This is a genomic window from Jiangella muralis (assembly GCF_001270745.1).
GTDB lineage: Bacteria > Actinomycetota > Actinomycetes > Jiangellales > Jiangellaceae > Jiangella > Jiangella muralis.
On record NZ_KQ434756.1, the window covers coordinates 81,646 to 97,144 of the forward strand.

A 15,499-nucleotide genomic window follows, 5' to 3' on the forward strand; every position below is an offset into this window, starting at 1 on the left:
GTCGACAGTCGCTCATATGCACTAGGATCATCGCCATGCACGCCATCGATGGTCGGAGGGCCTTATGAGTGGGCTGGGCTTGCGACGGGTCCCGAGCCTGTCGCGGCGCGAGCACGTCGCCGAGATCCTGCGCGAGGCGATCACCAGCGGCCGGCTCAAGCCCGGCGACCGGCTGGTCGAGCTCGACCTCGCCGCCGAACTGGGCACCAGCAGGGCGCCCGTCCGCGAGGCACTGCGCCAGCTCGAGCAGGAAGGGCTGATCGCGTCCTACCCGTACCGCGGCAGCGAAGTGCTCGGCGTCTCGCAGGACGAGGTCGAGCAGGTGCTGGTGCCGATCCGCATCACGCTGGAACGGTTCGCGTTCGGCAAGGCGCTGGAGAAGCTGACCGACGCCGACCTCGACGCCTTGCAGGGACTGGTCGACGACATGCTGGTGGCGGCCGGGGCCGGCGAGGCGGAGCGGCTGGCCGACCTCGACATCCGGTTCCACGAGCTGGTCATCACCCGGTCCGAGCAACGCCACTGCCTGCAGATGTGGAAGACCATCCAGCCGCGGGTGCGCGCGTACTTCCGCCGCGACGCGCCGGCGCACGCCGACCCCGCCGACGTCGCCCGGCAGCACCAGGAGCTGCTCGACGTCCTGCGCGCCGGCGACCTCGACGTCGTGCTGGACGCCGTCGAGCGGCACATCCACATCCACCTGACGCCTCCCGGGGCGGGCGACGATGTGGGCTGAGACGGTCGCCGTCACCGGGGCCGGGTCCGGCATCGGGCGGGCGGTGCTGCTGGCCGCGGCCGCGCGGGGTGCGCGGGTGGCGGCGCTGGACGTCGACGGCGCTGCCGCGTCGTCGGTGGTCGCGGCGGCGCTGTCGGCCGGGGCGGCGGGGGCGGTGGCCGTGGAGTGCGACGTGTCGTCGGAGTCGTCCGTGGCCGCGGCGTTCTCCGTGGTGGCGGACGCGGTCGGCGACCCGGGCGCGGTCTTCGCCAACGCGGGCATCGAGACCAACGCGCCACTGCACTCGTTCGACGCGTCGTCGTGGGAGCGCGTCGTCGCCGTCAACCTGGTCGGCGTGTTCCTGACCTGCCGCGAGGCGCTGCGCCGGCTGGTCGAGGCCGGCCGCGGCGGCTCGGTCGTCTGCACGTCGTCGCCGGCCGCGTTCGTCGGACACTCCGGCGGCGGCAACAGCGCCTACGCCGCGTCGAAGGGCGGCGTGTCGGCGTTCGTCCGGTCGGCGGCGCTGGACTACGCGCCGCACGGCATCCGCGTCAACGCCGTCGTGCCCGGAGCGACCGACACCGCGATGCTGACGACCGGCGGGGCGGACCTCGACCGCATCCGCGCGGCGGCCGCGACCCAGGTGCCGCTCGGGCGGCTGGGCCGGCCGGACGAGGTGGCCGCGGCGGTGCTGTGGCTGCTGTCCGGCGAGTCGTCGTACGTGACCGGGTCGCACCTGGTCTGCGACGGCGGCCTGATGGCGAAGAGCGCCAACGACTTCTGAGGAGGACTCCGTGGTGTCGTCGATCGGTTCGACGGTGTGGGTGGTCGCCGACGGGTACATCCCGCCGGGCAGCAGCGGCGACGACCCCGCGCTGGCCAGTCACGAGAGTGTCTGCATCCTCAACACCGGCCCGGCCGACGCGACCGTCGAGCTGTGGGTGTACTTCGCCGATCGCGAGCCGGTCGGGCCGCACGTCCTGCCCGTCCCGGCTCGGCGGGCGTTCCACCAGCAGCTCGGCCCGCTCGGCGTGCCGGCCGGCGTCGACTACAGCGTCGTGCTGGAGAGCGACGTGCCGGTCGTGGTGCAGCACACCCGGCTGGACTCGCGGCAGGCGGCGAACGCGCTGATGTCGACCATCGCGTACCCGGCGCGATGAGCACGACGCGACGGAGTGTGCTGACCGGGCCGCGGACGTCCGCGCTGCACGAGGTCGAGCTGGCCGAGCCGGGGTACGGCGAGGTGCTGCTGCGGATGCTGGTCAGCGGCGTGTGCGCCAGCGAGGTGGCGGAGTGGACGGCGGGGCCGGTCGCCGACGTCCGCGACCTCGTCGTCGTGCCGCCCGGCGTGGAGCCCGGCGAGGCGCTCGGCGAGCCGCTCGGCTGCGTCGTCGAGGCGCTGCGCCGGACCCGGCTGGACACCGGCGACCGGGTCGCCGTCGTCGGGACCGGGTTCATGGGGCTGGTGCTGCTGCAGCTGCTGCGGCACGCGGGAACGCGTCAGGTGGTGGCGATCGACCCGCGGCCGGACGCGCGCGAGCAGGCCCTGATCCACGGCGCCGACGCGGCGCTGGCGCCAGGCGAGGCCTCCGGCCCGCCCTCCGACGACGCCTTCGACGTGGTAGTCGAGGGGTCCGGCACGGCGGCGGGCCTGGACCTCGCGACGCGGCTGGTGCGCCCGCACGGCGTGCTGTCGATCATGGGCTACCACCAGGGCCCCCGCACCGTCGACCTGCACGCGTGGAACTGGAAGGCCATCGACGTCGTCAACGCCCACGTCCGCGACCGCGCCCGCCTGCGTGACAGCGTCCGGCGCGGCATCGACCTCGTGGCGTCCGGCCGCATCGACGTCGGCGCGCTGGTCACGCACCGGTTCGGGCTGGCCGAGGTGGACGCCGCCTTCGCCGCCCTCGTCGGCAAGGAGCCCGGCTTCGTCAAGGCCGCCATCACCTGGTGACCACGCGGGCCGGGACTTCCTTTCGGGCGTGGTGACACCACGGCCAACTGTTGGCGCTGGTGTCAACACACCACGAGCACTCACCCCCCGGCGGCGGGCGGGGGCGCTGGGCGGGCGGGGAACGGCTGGCCGAGGATCGCCGACGTGAGGGCCTCGACGGGCTCGACCGGCGAGCGCGGGTTCGACAGCAGCGTGAAGTCGATGTCGCCCAGCTCGGGCAGCCCCACCGACGCCGGCAACGCCTGCAGGTCGGCCGGGACGAGGCTGCTCGGAAACACCGCGACGCCGATGCCGGCGCGGGCCGCGGCCAGGACGCCGTTCACCTCCAGTGTCTTGCAGGTGATCTTCCAGCTGCGCCCCGACTCCGCGAGCACCCGCAGCGCCGTCACCCGGCTGACCGAGGGCGCGGTGTAGGTGATCAGCGGGATCGGCTCGTCCGGGCGGACCTGGGTGCCGGGCAGCCCGATCCAGACCAGCCGGTCGCGGCGGACCACCCGGCCGACGGTCTCGTCGGGGAACTCCTTGATGAAGACGAGGTCGAGCTGGTTGGCCTCCAGCCGGCGCATCAGGGTGCGCGTCTGGGTGACCGTCAGCTCCAGGTTGATCCGCGGGTGCAGCTGCCGGAACGCCCGCAGGACGGCGGGCAGCTGGGCCAGCGCGAGGTCGTCGGCCGCGCCGAAGCGGAGCCGGCCGCGCATCGCCGTCCCGGTGAAGTAGCTGGCCGCCTCGTCGTGGGCGGCGAGGATCGAGCGGGCGAAGCCGGCCATCGCCTCGCCGTTGTCGGTGAGCGTGACGACCCGGGTGTCGCGCAGCAGCAGCTGCCGCCCGGCCGCCTCCTCCAGCCGCCGCACGTGCTGGCTGACGCTCGGCTGGCTGATGCCCAGCTGCTGCGCCGCCTGAGTGAAGTTCAGCGTCGACGCCACGGCCAGGAATGTCCGCAGATGTACCGGGTCGAACATGGGCTACCTCGCAGTCATTGAGATTGCTGATGACATTTATAGCCCTTATTCGTTCGAAGAATCAGAGTTCAGCACCTAACGTTGAACACGGTCCTGCCACTGTGGCGGGACCGCCGCACGTCCACCATCCGCACCATCACAAGGAACATCACCGTGAGACCGGCGCCCGCCGTCCTGCACCCGTCCTCACCAGCCCACTCAGATACCCGGCCGCACTGGCGCGACACCTTCGCGTCGCTGCGAGTCCGCAACTACCGCCTCTACGTCATCTCCCAGGTCCTGACCAACACGTGCGGCTGGATGCAGCGTGTCGCGCAGGACTGGCTCATGCTCAGCCTGACCGGCAACGTCACGTGGGTCGGGCTCACCGTCACCCTGCAGCTCGCCCCGATGCTGGTGTTCGGGCTGTTCGGCGGCGTCGTCGCCGACCGGTTCGACAAGCGCAAGCTGCTGATGATCACGCAGTCGCTGTTCGCGCTGTCGGCACTCGTGCTCGGCACGCTGACGCTGACCGGCGCGATCGAGCCGTGGCACATCCTGGCCAGCGCGGCCTTCCTCGGCGTGGCCACGGTCGTCGACAACCCGGCCCGGCAGGCGTTCGTCCCGGAGGTCGCGGGGCACCAGCACCTGCGCAACGCCATCAGCATCAACTCGACGGTGTTCCAGCTCGGCGCGCTGGTCGGCCCGGCACTGGCCGCGCTCGGCATCGCGCTGGTCGGCCAGGGCTGGTCGTTCGTCGTCAACGCGATGGCCGGCATCACCGCCGTCGCGCTGCTGGTCGCGATGCGCGCGTCGGAGCTGTCCGCGGCGCCCGCCATCGCCCGCAGCCGCGGGCAACTGCGCGAAGGGCTGCGCTACGTCGGCGACAAGCCGGTGATCCTATGGTCGGTCGTCATGGTCGGCTTCGTCGCGATCACCGGCATCAACCTCGCCACCGTCCTCGCCGCCTACGCCGACGACGTGTTCGACATCGGCTCGGCCGGCTACGGCCTGCTCAACTCGTGCCTCGCAGCCGGCGCGGTGGCGGGTGCGCTCGCCTCGACCCGGCGACGGAGCCTGCGGCTGCGCACCCTCGTCTACACCGCCGGCGTGCTCGGCCTGCTGCAGATGCTGGCCGGGACCATCGCCTGGCTGCCGCTGTTCTGCGTCGTGCTGGTCGGCGTCGGCGCGGCGTCGCTGCTGTACCTGACCGGCGGCAACACGATGGTCCAGACGGCGGTCGCGGGGACGATGCGCGGCCGGGTCATGGCGCTCTACATCCTCGTGCTGTTCGGCGCGCAGGCCGGGTCCGGCGCGCTGATCGGCTGGATCGCGCACGAGTACGGCGCGCACGTCGCCATGATCGCGTGCGGCGCCGGGCCGCTGCTGGGCGCGCTCGTCGTCGGCGCGGTGCTGGCCCGGAAGAGCCGGCTGACCACGCGGCTCATCCTGCGCGACCGGCCGGGGCGTGGCCTGCTGTACGTCGTCCCGCGCGACGCGGTGCCGCCGGCGGCGGTGTCGCTGACGCCGGGCCTGCTCAGCCGGGGCCTGCGCGGCCGGTCCCGGCCGACGCACCCGGCCGAGCGACGGCGACGGCGGCAGCCCGGCGCGGTGCCGGGCCGGGCGGCGCGCCCGCATCCGCACACCGGCCGCTCGTCGACCCGGCCCGGCCGGCCGCGCTGACACGATGACGACAGGGCCGGCTACTCGCAGCCGACCCCGTCGTCGTCCGCGTCGAGGCCGTAGATGTCCTCGCCCACGACGGTGACCTGCCCGGTGTAGGACGGCCCGTTGCCGCTGCCGCCGGCGCAGTCGACGTCGGAGTCGATCGGCACGCAGCCCGAGTAGTTCGGATCGCAGCCCTCCGGTTCCGGTTCGGGTTCCGGTTCCGGCTCGGGTTCCGGCTCGTCCTCGGGTTCGGGAGGTCGCGGCGGTTCGTACGTCCCGATCGACGTCACCTCGTCGACCGGCGCCGTCGTGACCTCGTCGCCGGTCAGCTCCCGGCCGGTCTCGACGCCGTCGGTGAGCGTGATCTCGTAGGTGAGCGTCCGCACGCCCACCACCCCGGCGGTCGTGACGGCGGACGTGCCGAGGTCCATCGTGGCGTCCTCGACGGTGGCCCGCTCGAACGGGATCTCCTCCGTCTGCGTCACCGTCTCGGCCGTCACCACCGGCGTCGGGCTCGCCGACGGCGTCGCGGTCGCCGTGGCCGGCGCGGCCGCGAACGGCGCCGCCCGCGCCCCGTCGTCGCCGGACCCGCACGCGGCCACCGTCAACGCGAGCGGAACAAGAACGAAAACGCCCGTACGCAGGCGCGATGCAACGTCACCCATGGCCCCCCGGCCCCCTGCACATGATCGAGAAGCCGCGAGGCTACTCCCGCCGGGCAACGCCGTCAACAGTCAGGACGCCGGGCCGGTGTGACCCTCTGACACCGGCCCGGCAGACTCGGTCAGCGGCCGACCGCCCGCTCCAGTTGCTTCTTCGTCATCGTCGACCGGCCCTTGATGCCCTTCTCCCTGGCCTCGTTGTAGAGCTGGGCCTTCGTCCGCCCGCCCGCGCCCTTGCCGGAGCGCAGCCCGCCACGGCGGCCGGACGAGATGTCCTCGGTGGACGAGCGGCTCTTCTGACGGGACTCGCCGGATCGCGCACGCTCCTTGTTGACGGTGCGCGCAGCGATCTCCTCGGCGCGGTCCTCGCCGTAGTCGCGTTCCTCCAGCCCTTCCTTGATGTGCTCGTACTGCCGTTCGCGTTTGTCACTCCACTGTCTCGGCATCCGGATCACCTCCGTGCTCGGCCCGTACCCCGGCCGGGCCGAACCCATCCGCCGTCGTTTGCCACCCGGCCGGCCGGGTAGGGGTCGAGGATGCGACTTGACCCACTCACCCGCATCCTCGACCATCCCGGACCCTTCGCCAGCGCCCTGCTCGACGTCAGCCGGACGACGGAGCACGCGCGGCAACGGCTGGAGCTGCGCGGCCGGGCCGCCCGGACGGAGCTGGCGGCGTCCGGAGCGCCGGACGACGTCGCGGAGGAGGTGGTCGAGCGGCTGCTGGAGCCGACCGGGACGCCGGGCGAGACGGCGCGGTACGTGGTGGCGGGGCGCGACGGCGTGGTGGTCGACCAGACGTTGCCGGGGTGGGCCGGGCACGAGGTGCTGACGTGGGGCCCGCTGCCCGACGCGACGGCGTGGCTGGCCTACCGGGAGACGGCCGTGCCGGTGCTGGTGGTCCTGGCCGACCAGTCCGGGGCCGACCTCGTCCACAGCGCCGCCTGGGGGCGCGAGCCGGCCGTCGTGCACGCCGTCGACGGCGGCCTCGACAGCATGGTGGACGGCGGACCGGCGCGGCCGGACCAGCAGGGCCGGACCGACGAGCTGTGGCGGTTCAACGCACGGGCGGTCGTGGCCGAGCTGGAGCGGCTGGCCGGATCCGAACCGCCGCTGATCGTGCTCGCCGGCGACCCGCGCGCCCGTCACGACGTCCGCGCGGGCCTGCCACCGCACGTCGCCGAGCAGGTGGTCGAGGTCGAGCGCGGCAGCCGCGCCGACGGCCCCGCGAACGAGGCGTTCGTGGCCGAGATCGACGCCGCGGTGCAGCGGACGGTGGACGAGCGAGGGCGGCGCGCCGCGGCCCGGCTGGAGGAGCACCTCGGCCGCCAGTACGCCGTCGCCGTCGGGCTGGCCGAGGTGCTGGACATGGCCGTCCAGGCCGGCGTCGACACGGTCGTCCTCGACGAGCAGCGAGCGGCCGGACGCACGGTGCGCCCGGCCGACCATCCGTACCTGCCGCTGCCCGACGGCGTGCTCGCGGCGCCCGCGGTCCGGTCCGACCTGCTGGTACTCGCCGCCGCCGCGGCCACCGGGGCCGGGGCCGTCCTGACCGCGCCGCCGCTGCTGCCCGACGACGGCGTCGCCGCACTGCTGCGCTGGGACCGCCCGCACCCCTGAGCGGCGTGCGGGTATGGTCGAGCGTCATGCAGGCTCCGGAGACGGCCGGCGCCACGCCTTCCGCGAGAGAGCGCATCCTGGCGACCAGCTACCGGCTGTTCGCCCGCCGAGGCGTGCTCGGCGTCGGCGTCGACGAGGTCATCGAACGCTCCCATGTCGCCAAGGCCACCTTCTACAAGCATTTCCCGTCCAAGAACGACCTCGTGCTGGCCTACCTCGACCGCCGGGAACACGAGTGGACGATCGGCCTGGTCGAGGCCGGGTCAGAGCGGCGCGGCGACACCGCCGAGGAGCGCCTGCTCGCGATCTTCGACGTGTTCGACGAGTGGTTCCGCGGTGACGACTTCGACGGCATCGCGTTCATCACCGTGCTGCTGGAGATGGGCCGGTCGCACCCGCTGGGGCAGGCCAGCATCCAGCACCTGGCCAACCTGCGCGCGATCGTGAGCCGCCGCGCCGCCGAGGCCGGGCTGCGCGACCCGGACGAGTTCGCGCGGTCGTGGCAGATCCTCATGAAGGGCTCGATCATCGCCGCGCTCGAGGGCGACATCGACGCCGGGCGCCGGGCGAGGTCGATGGCCGCCACCCTGATCGAGCAGCATCGCTGACCCGCGGCCGGAACAGGTACGGTCTGGACTCCGCCCCGGCGATCAAGGGCCAGCAGCCCTGACAACCTCCAGGTCAGCCGGGGTGTGCGGCCGCCGCGGGCGCGACCGGACCCCGCGGCGGCGGCGGGTGGATCCAGTAGCGTGTGCACCGGCGATCGGCCGCCTGCGCCGGCTGCCGCCGGGAGCGCCGCTTGACCACACCAGCCGAGGTGACGTCGCGACTGGCCGAGGCCGTCGCCGGCGCCGGTTCCGGTGCTCCGCTGGCGGACCGGCTCGGCGAGACCTGCCGGTCGCTCCTCGGCGCCGACGGTGTCGCCCTCGTGCTCGCCTACACGCAGCCGCAGCGGCTGGCCGTCTGCGTCACCGACGAGGTCATCGGCCGGGTCGAGAACCTGCAGGACGTTCTCGGCGAGGGCCCCGGCGTCGACGCGTACCGGTCCGGCTGCGCGGTCGTCGGCCGCATCGGCGACGCCGACGCGGAGGTCGCGTGGCCGCTGTTCGCCGAGGCGGCGCTGCGCGAGGCCGGCCCGCTCACCGTCGTCGCGGTCCCGGTCCCGGCCGGCGCGGAGGTCCTCGGCGTGCTGACGGCGTATCGGGCCGGCCCCGGCCATCCGGCGCCGGAGGACGACCTGACGGCGCACCTGGCCGCGGCCGTCGGCGTGACGCTGCTGCGCGACGTCGACTTCGGCCGCGACCTCGAGCTGGACCTCGCCGGCCCGGGCGGCGCGCCCACCGGGGTCTGGGCCGCCCGCGCCGAGGTGCACCAGGCCACCGGGTTCCTGGTCGCGCGGCTCGGCTTGTCACCCGACGACGCGCTGGCGCTGCTGCGCGCCCGCGCCTACGCCGCCGGCCTCACGCTGGGTGAGGTCGCGCACCAGGTGCTGGTCCGCGCCGTCGACCTCGCGCCGGACGGCAACGGCAGCCGCCCGCCGACGTGCTGATCGGGGACGCCACTCCGCTCCCGGGAAGGGGGGCTTCGCGGGGAGCGGAGTGCCGATTCCCCCGTGGACGGATGTGCCGGCCGGCCCTGCACCTCCCACCCGTCACTAGAGAGGAGGCACCGGCGGGCCGGATCAGCACGCGGCGATCGCAGAAATCTTTCCGGGTCACGCCTGCCCGCCGCCGTCGTCGTCGATGCCGGCGACGACGATGCCGGTCAGCTCGGTGCGCGAGCGGATGCCGAGCTTGCGAAAGATGCGACCCAAGTGCGCCTCGACGGTGCGGACGGAGACGAACAGTTCGGCCGCGATCTCCCGGTTGCGCCGTCCGCTGGCGACCAGCGTGGCGATGCGCTGCTCGGCGTCGGTGAGGTCGGCCAGCCGGGTCGTCGGCGGCACCGGCCCGCCGGACGCGCCCAGCTCCTGGCCGGCTCGTCCGGCCAGGGCGATGGCGCCGCTCTCCTGGGCCAGTACGACGGTGCGCTGCAGCCACGACCGCGCGTCGGTGCGGCGGCCGAGCCGGCGCAACCGCTCGCCGAAGCAGAGCAGCGTGCGGGCCTGCTCGACCGGCGAGACGGTGTCGGTGGCGGTCTCGACCGCCTCGCGGAACAGCGTCAGCGCCTCCTCCCCCTCGCTGGCCAGCGCCCGGCAGCGGGCGACGGTGTGCCGCGCCCACGCCGTCGGGACCCGGCCGGCCCGCAGCTCGAACTCGGCCAGCGCCACCCGGGCCCGGCCCAGCTCGCCGCTGCGCACGCACGCCTCGATGTAGTCGGGCTCGACCGCGAGGATGGACGGGTCGGCGTGCTCCAGCGCGTGCCGCCGGGCGTGGTCGAGCACCGACATCGCCTCGTCGAACCGGCCGAGCAGCAGCAGGAACGCCCCGGTCTCGGCCTGCATGACGGCGGTCGCCCACGAGTCGCCGTGCCGCCGCGAGCCGTCGATCGACTGCCGGCGACGGTCCCAAGCGGCCTCGTCCTCGCCCAGGTAGGCGTTGACGCGGACCATGTACGCCGGCACCAGCGCGCGGTGGGCGCTGTCGGCGTCGACGCGGTCCCAGGCGGCCGCCGCCTCGGCGGCCTCGCGCAACCGGCCGGCCCGCGACTCCAGCTGGACCAGCCCGGCCAGCGCCGCCCGCAGCAGCAGCGGCGAGTCGCCGAACTGCCCGCTGGTGACGGCGCGCAGCAGCCGCCGCGCCTGCCCGTACTGCTCGGCCCGCACCAGCACCGTCGCGTGCAGCAGGTTCGTCTCGGCCTCGCCGAACAGGTCCGCCGCGCCGCCGCTGTCGGACTCCACCAGCGCGACCGCGCGGTCCAGCTCGCCGCTGACCGACGCCAGCAGCGCGGCCGTGCGCAGGTGCGCGGCCCGGGTGGTGGCGTCGAAGTCGTCGACGAACCGCTCGGCCAGCGCGAGGAACCGGGCCGCCTCGGCCTGCTCCATGCGCCCGGCCAGCCCGTGCGCGGCGGCGAGGTCGAGCGCGGCCGCGCGGGTCGGGTCGATCGGCGCGACCTCCTCGACGTGCCGGCTGACCAGGCCGGTGGCCACCTCGCCGTCGAGCAGGTTGCGGGCGCGCACCTCCAGCAGCGCGAAGTCGGCCCGCTGCGCGGGCGTGGTGTCGAGCCGGAACCGCTCGCGGGCGATGTGCACCGCCTCGTCCAGCCGCCCGGCGAGGACGGCGAACCGGCCGGCCTGCAGCAGCCGCCCGATCCGCTCGCCCGGCTTGGACGTCAGCCGGACCGCCTCGCGGGCGAACGCCAGCGACCGTTCCACCTCGCCGCGGACCAGCGATTCGGCGGCCACCCGCTCCAGCCGTGTCGCCAGCTCGTCGTCGTGGTCGTGCCGGGTCTGGGCCAGGTGCCAGAGCTGGCGGCCCGGGTCGGAGTCGGCGTACGCGGCGGCCAGCGCCTGGTGGGCGGCGTCGCGCTCGGCCATGGTGGCGGCCTGCCAGATGATCGACCGGACGGCCGGGCGCTGCAGCGTGAAGGTGCCGTCGGACCGGTTCAGGTGCTCGGCGAACAGCCAGGCGACGTGCGGCGCGTCCGGCGAGCCGAGCGCGTTCAGCACCGGGGCCAGCCGGTGGTCCTCGCTGCCGGTCGCCACCAGCAGCGCGAACCGCTGGTCGTCGTCGAGCGCGCCGAGCTCGGGCAGCTGCTGCGCCTGCAGCACCGGCGAGTGCGGCAGGTGCCGGTCCAGCTCGACCTGGCCGAGCAGCTGCACGTCCGGCACCCGGCCGACGACGTCGAGCAGCGCTCGTGGGTTGCCGCCGACGCGGGCGGCGATGCGCGCGGCGACGCTGTGCAGGGTGTGTGATCCAGCCGCCCGGCGGACCAGCTCGGTCGCGTCAGTGGCCGGCAGCTCGCCGAGCCGGATCAGCGGCAGCCCCAGCAACGGCGGCACCCGCTCGACGGTGTCGGCGACCACCAGGAACACCAGCGGCGACGCGCCGACCCGGCGGGCGACGAAGCCCAGCACCTCCAGCGACTGGGGGTCGAGCCGGTGCGCGTCGTCGATGACGATGACCAGCGGCCGCCGGACCCGGCTGACCAGCGGCTGCACCTGGACGGCCAGCTCGTACGCCGACGCGGTCTGCTCCAGCCGCGTGGTGAGGTCGTCGACCAGCCGGGCCGCCTGGCGCTGCTGCTCGGGCTCCAGCGAGCCCACGACGGCGGACAGCACGAGATGCAGGCCCGAGAACGGCCAGCCGCGCTCGGAGTCGGCGGCCACCACCGCCGACACCGTCACCTCGTCCAGGCCGGCCAGCCGCCCGGCGCGCGCGTCGTCGGACACGGTGCGCACCAGCGCGCTCTTGCCCACGCCGTCGGCGCCCTCCACGACGACCGCGCCCCCCTCGCCGGCCGTCAATCTCAGCAGGACTTCCCGGATCCTGGTCTGTTCGTTGTCGCGACCGATCAACCGGTCGTGTTCGTCCTTCTCCACCCAATCCCCTCACCCTGCGACCAACCCCATCGCCGGGCCCCCCAACGCGATCTTCACCCCCAAGCATCGCGGTCCGGCACCTCCCATGACGGCAGTTGCCGACACTGCTGACGGGTGAGACGGGGTGGAACGTGGGGTGAAGGAGGGGGTGAGACTAAGATCGTCTTCGGGTGGAGGCCAGGGGAGGCTGTGCGATGCAGGGTGCCGATCGCGACCGCCGACGAGCGGGTCCGCGCCCCGTCCTGTCCAGACCCCGCCTCAGCGAGCCGCTGGCCAGGCGTGACGCCGCACCCATCGTCGTCGTCCAGGGCCCGCCGGGGCTGGGCAAGTCGCTGCTGCTCGACGACGTCGCCCGCCGGCTCGGCGCCGGGCGGGTGGCGCGGGTCGATCCTGACGCCGGCGACCTCGGTGCGGTCGTCGGCGACATCCTGGCCCATGCGGTGACCGGCGACGCGTCCGACCCGCCGACGATCCTGCTCGACGACGCCGCCGATCCCGACGGCGACGGCGTGCGCGCCGCGCTCCGGGCGGTGCGCGACCACGACACCCGGCTGCTGCTGAGCACCCGGACCCTGCCCCGGTGGGTCACCGCCGACCGCCTGCTCGACGGCACCATCCACCTCGTCGGCCTGCCCGACCTGCTGTTCGACGGCGCCGAGGTGCAGCAGCTGGCCACTCGGTTCCGGGTCGCCCTGAGCGCCGACGACATCGCCGAGCTGGACCAGGCGACGGACGGCTGGCCGGCGCTGGTGGTCGCGTGGCTGCGCACGCGGCGGCCGGACGCCACGCTGTCCGAGCGGACGCTGCACGACCTCATCGACCGCTTCGTCCGCATCGAGGTGCTCGGCGACCTCCCGCCGGCCGACCGCACGCTGCTGACCGACGCCGCCGCGGTGCCCCGGTTCGACGCGACCGTGCTGGCGCTGCTGCTGGCGGACCGCGCGACGCCGGACGACCCGGCCACGCTGATCGACCGCTGGGCCACGGCCGGGCGGCTGGTGCCCGCGTCCGACGAGGGCCACTGGCGGCTGCCGCTGCCGGTGCGCCGCTGCCTGCTGGCGCAGCTGGACCTCGAGCGGCCCGGGCGGCGCACGGACCTCGTCACGCGGGCCGTCCGCCTGCTGGTCGCCCGCGGCCGGACCACCGACGCGCTGCCGCTGGTGGTCGACTCCGCGCTGGACAAGGCGACCGCCGGCAGCGTGGTGCGGGCCAGCTGGGAGCCGGCCGTCGCGCGCGGCCAGTTCGACGACCTGCTGCCGGCCGTGAACACGCTGCCCGACGACGTCGTGGCCGCCGACCCCGTGCTGTTGCTGCTGGCCGCCATCTCCGCGGTCGCGCCGCCGCCCGACCTCGAGGCGTTCGCCCGCCGGGTCGCGCAGGCCGACCGGCTGGTCGACCAGCACACGCTCAGCGGCACGCTGCTGACCATCCGCTGCTTCCAGATGGTGCTGGCCCGGGCCCGCGGCGACGCCGCTGCCTCCGTCACCGTCGAGCGCAGGGGGCGCACGCTGATCGACGCCGCCGGCGACGAGCAGTTGCGCGAACACCTCGACCGCGTCGTCTACTTCGACTGGCAGACCGGCGCCAACCGGCTCGCGACCGGCGACCTCGAGGCCGCCGAGACCATCCTCGGCCACGCCACCACGCAGGCCCGGCACCACGGCATCGCCTGGCACGAGGCCAACAGCGAGGCGCTGCGCTCGTACACCTCGCTGCTGCGCGGCGATCTCGCCGGCTCGGCCCGGCAGTCGCGGACGGCGTCCGAGATCGCCCGGCGGCACGGCTGGGCCGACAACCAGTTCACCGACCACGTGCACCTCACCCGCGGCACGCTCGACCTCGAGCACGGCCGCACCGCCGGGGTGGCCGAGCGGCTGCACCGCGCCCAGCGCCGGGTCGACCGCGACATCGTGCCGCCGGCCGGACGGCTCGCGCTCGCGTGGTCGGTGCTCGCGCTGCTGACCGGCGACCGCACCGCCGCCGGGCACGCCGACCTGCTCACCGGCGACGACTACGCCACCAACCGGCTGCCCCTGAACCGGCTGCTGGCCACCATCGCCCGCTCCTATGCCCTGCTCGCCCGCGACGACCCGAAGGCCGCGTCCGACGTGCTCGAGCCCGTGGTCGCGCCGCCCCGGCACGCCGCGCTGCTCGCCGTCCCGCGGGCCCGTGCCCTGCTGGCCGCCGACGACCCACTGGCGGCCGGCCGCGAGCTGGCCGCGCTGGGCGACCTCGGCGCCGTCCCGCTGACCGTCCGCGCCGACGTCCACGCCCTGCACGTCGAGTGCGCCCTGCAACGCGGCGTCCACGCCGACGGCGACCAGCTGTTCGCGCTGATCGAGCGGACCGGCGCCCGGCGGCCGCTGCTGCTGCCGCCGTTGCTGCGGACGGCGATCGTGGGCGGCGAGTTGCCGCTGCCGTCGTCCGGGCCGCTGAGCACGCTGGCGGTCGAACTGGCGGCGCTGCACCGCGCCAACACCGAGGGCGCGCCGGCGCTGTCCGAGCGCGAGACCGAGGTGCTGCTGTCGCTGGACGGGCCCGACACCCTCAGCGAGATCGCGAAGTCGATGTACATCTCCGGCAACACGCTGAAGACGACGGCTCGCTCGCTCTACCGCAAGCTCGGCGCGGCCGACCGCTACGAGGCCGTCACCGTGGCCCGGGCGCTGGCGATCCTGCCGCCCGCCCCCTGACCCGGTTTGTGGTGGTTCGTCGCTTCATCGTGAATCCCCCTAGCAAGATCTGCGGGGAGTGCCGACGCGCCGGGGACCCCGCTGCCACCAGGTTCTTCGTCATGACCGATGCGTGGGATCACCAGGAGTTCGCGATCCTGCTGGACCGGGCCCACGACGGCGACGACGACGCCTTCGGGATCCTCTACGAGAAGACCGCGCCGATGGCGCACCGAGCGGCCCAGCACATCGTCCGTGACCGGCACGCGGCGGACGACCTGGTCCAGGAGACGTTCTGCCTCGTGCTGAACGCCGTCCGGGCCGGGCGCGGGCCGCGGTCGTCGTTCCCCGGCTACGTGCTGTCGACGGTGAAACGGCTGGCCTACCGGCACTCCAGCGCCCGCGGCCGTATCGTCGCCGTCCAGGACCCGGCGGCGTGGGACGCGCTGCTCGGCCGGCCCGGCGACGGCTCCGGCGACGGGCCGGGCGACGGGTCTTGCAACGGGCCCGGCAACGGGCCCGGCGACGGGTCCGGCGACGTGAGCCGGGCGGCGACGGCGCTGGCCAGCCTGCCCGCCCGCTGGCGCCACGTCCTCTGGCTCGTCGACGTCGAGCGCTACTCGCCGTCCGAGCTGGGTTCGCGGCTCTCGATGACCCCCAACGCCGTCTCCAGCCTGGCGACGCGGGCCCGCAAGGCGCTGCGGGCCGCCTACCACGCCGCCCCCATCGTCGACGCCTGACCGCACGCCGCCCGGCCACGCCGCCGGGCATCACCACAGGTCAAGGAC

Annotated in this window: 14 protein-coding genes; 10 read left to right on the forward strand and 4 right to left on the reverse strand. The window is 74.6% G+C overall.

Features of this window, described 5'->3' with window-relative positions; translation table 11 throughout:
- Positions 1 to 64: 64 nt before the first annotated feature.
- From ACW62_RS12380 to ACW62_RS12395, 4 genes are read left to right on the forward strand one after another with little or no spacing between them, the layout of a single operon-like run.
- Positions 65 to 736, forward strand: a complete 672-nt coding sequence (locus ACW62_RS12380) for a GntR family transcriptional regulator (RefSeq protein WP_053204423.1) — start codon at positions 65 to 67, stop codon at positions 734 to 736.
- On the forward strand, positions 726 to 1,499 hold the full coding sequence (locus ACW62_RS12385) for an SDR family NAD(P)-dependent oxidoreductase (protein WP_053204424.1): 774 nt from the start codon (positions 726 to 728) through the stop codon (positions 1,497 to 1,499). The genes ACW62_RS12380 and ACW62_RS12385 overlap by 11 nt, the downstream gene beginning before the upstream one ends.
- 13 nt (positions 1,500 to 1,512) lie before the next feature.
- Entirely contained in the window at positions 1,513 to 1,875 is a 363-nt protein-coding gene (locus ACW62_RS12390) for a sensory rhodopsin transducer (RefSeq protein WP_083459719.1), read from the forward strand.
- Positions 1,872 to 2,672, forward strand: coding sequence for a zinc-binding dehydrogenase (locus tag ACW62_RS12395; protein ID WP_157574705.1), 801 nt, complete (start codon positions 1,872 to 1,874; stop codon positions 2,670 to 2,672). The genes ACW62_RS12390 and ACW62_RS12395 overlap by 4 nt, the downstream gene beginning before the upstream one ends.
- Positions 2,673 to 2,752: 80 nt before the next feature.
- On the opposite strand, the gene ACW62_RS12400 is transcribed toward ACW62_RS12395, so the two are convergent.
- The gene (locus ACW62_RS12400; protein ID WP_053204427.1) at positions 2,753 to 3,631 is read right to left on the reverse strand and encodes a LysR substrate-binding domain-containing protein; all 879 of its coding nucleotides are present in this window, start codon (positions 3,629 to 3,631) and stop codon (positions 2,753 to 2,755) included.
- A gap of 153 nt (positions 3,632 to 3,784) precedes the next feature.
- Between ACW62_RS12400 and ACW62_RS12405 the strand changes: the two genes are divergently transcribed.
- Positions 3,785 to 5,293: an MFS transporter gene (locus tag ACW62_RS12405; protein ID WP_083459689.1), complete on the forward strand. Its 1,509-nt coding sequence runs from the start codon at positions 3,785 to 3,787 to the stop codon at positions 5,291 to 5,293.
- Positions 5,294 to 5,313: 20 nt separating this feature from the next.
- On the opposite strand, the gene ACW62_RS12410 is transcribed toward ACW62_RS12405, so the two are convergent.
- Positions 5,314 to 5,880 (reverse strand): G5 domain-containing protein, encoded by a 567-nt coding sequence (locus tag ACW62_RS12410; protein ID WP_240477301.1) that lies wholly within the window; start codon positions 5,878 to 5,880, stop codon positions 5,314 to 5,316.
- Positions 5,881 to 6,062: 182 nt separating this feature from the next.
- Entirely contained in the window at positions 6,063 to 6,386 is a 324-nt protein-coding gene (locus ACW62_RS12415; RefSeq protein WP_053204608.1) for a hypothetical protein, read from the reverse strand.
- 90 nt (positions 6,387 to 6,476) lie between these two features.
- Here ACW62_RS12415 and ACW62_RS12420 point away from each other — a divergent pair, with 90 nt between their 5' ends.
- From ACW62_RS12420 to ACW62_RS12430, 3 genes are all read left to right on the forward strand, one after another.
- On the forward strand, positions 6,477 to 7,559 hold the full coding sequence (locus tag ACW62_RS12420; RefSeq protein ID WP_053204428.1) for a baeRF2 domain-containing protein: 1,083 nt from the start codon (positions 6,477 to 6,479) through the stop codon (positions 7,557 to 7,559).
- 26 nt (positions 7,560 to 7,585) lie between these two features.
- The gene (locus ACW62_RS12425; protein WP_053204429.1) at positions 7,586 to 8,167 is read left to right on the forward strand and encodes a TetR/AcrR family transcriptional regulator; all 582 of its coding nucleotides are present in this window, start codon (positions 7,586 to 7,588) and stop codon (positions 8,165 to 8,167) included.
- A 191-nt stretch (positions 8,168 to 8,358) separates the two neighbouring features.
- Positions 8,359 to 9,108, forward strand: a complete 750-nt coding sequence (locus tag ACW62_RS12430) for an ANTAR domain-containing protein (protein ID WP_169792046.1) — start codon at positions 8,359 to 8,361, stop codon at positions 9,106 to 9,108.
- 165 nt (positions 9,109 to 9,273) lie between these two features.
- On the opposite strand, the gene ACW62_RS12435 is transcribed toward ACW62_RS12430, so the two are convergent.
- Positions 9,274 to 12,039: a helix-turn-helix transcriptional regulator gene (locus tag ACW62_RS12435; RefSeq protein WP_053204431.1), complete on the reverse strand. Its 2,766-nt coding sequence runs from the start codon at positions 12,037 to 12,039 to the stop codon at positions 9,274 to 9,276.
- A gap of 194 nt (positions 12,040 to 12,233) precedes the next feature.
- Between ACW62_RS12435 and ACW62_RS12440 the strand changes: the two genes are divergently transcribed.
- Together ACW62_RS12440 and ACW62_RS12445 are read left to right on the forward strand one after the other, a co-directional pair.
- Positions 12,234 to 14,732: a LuxR C-terminal-related transcriptional regulator gene (locus ACW62_RS12440; protein WP_053204432.1), complete on the forward strand. Its 2,499-nt coding sequence runs from the start codon at positions 12,234 to 12,236 to the stop codon at positions 14,730 to 14,732.
- A 101-nt stretch (positions 14,733 to 14,833) separates the two neighbouring features.
- Positions 14,834 to 15,451 (forward strand): RNA polymerase sigma factor, encoded by a 618-nt coding sequence (locus tag ACW62_RS12445; RefSeq protein ID WP_053204433.1) that lies wholly within the window; start codon positions 14,834 to 14,836, stop codon positions 15,449 to 15,451.
- Positions 15,452 to 15,499: the final 48 nt, after the last annotated feature.

What these genes read in the sequence shown, in the direction of transcription:
- ACW62_RS12380 (WP_053204423.1), top strand. Translation starts at nt 65, where the DNA reads ATGAGTGGGCTGGGCTTGCGACGGGTCCCGAGCCTGTCGCGGCGCGAG.
- ACW62_RS12385 (WP_053204424.1), top strand. Translation starts at nt 726, where the DNA reads ATGTGGGCTGAGACGGTCGCCGTCACCGGGGCCGGGTCCGGCATCGGG.
- ACW62_RS12395 (WP_157574705.1), top strand. Translation starts at nt 1,872, where the DNA reads ATGAGCACGACGCGACGGAGTGTGCTGACCGGGCCGCGGACGTCCGCG.
- ACW62_RS12400 (WP_053204427.1), bottom strand. Translation starts at nt 3,631, where the DNA reads ATGTTCGACCCGGTACATCTGCGGACATTCCTGGCCGTGGCGTCGACG.
- ACW62_RS12415 (WP_053204608.1), bottom strand. Translation starts at nt 6,386, where the DNA reads ATGCCGAGACAGTGGAGTGACAAACGCGAACGGCAGTACGAGCACATC.
- ACW62_RS12420 (WP_053204428.1), top strand. Translation starts at nt 6,477, where the DNA reads ATGCGACTTGACCCACTCACCCGCATCCTCGACCATCCCGGACCCTTC.
- ACW62_RS12425 (WP_053204429.1), top strand. Translation starts at nt 7,586, where the DNA reads ATGCAGGCTCCGGAGACGGCCGGCGCCACGCCTTCCGCGAGAGAGCGC.
- ACW62_RS12440 (WP_053204432.1), top strand. Translation starts at nt 12,234, where the DNA reads ATGCAGGGTGCCGATCGCGACCGCCGACGAGCGGGTCCGCGCCCCGTC.
- ACW62_RS12445 (WP_053204433.1), top strand. Translation starts at nt 14,834, where the DNA reads ATGACCGATGCGTGGGATCACCAGGAGTTCGCGATCCTGCTGGACCGG.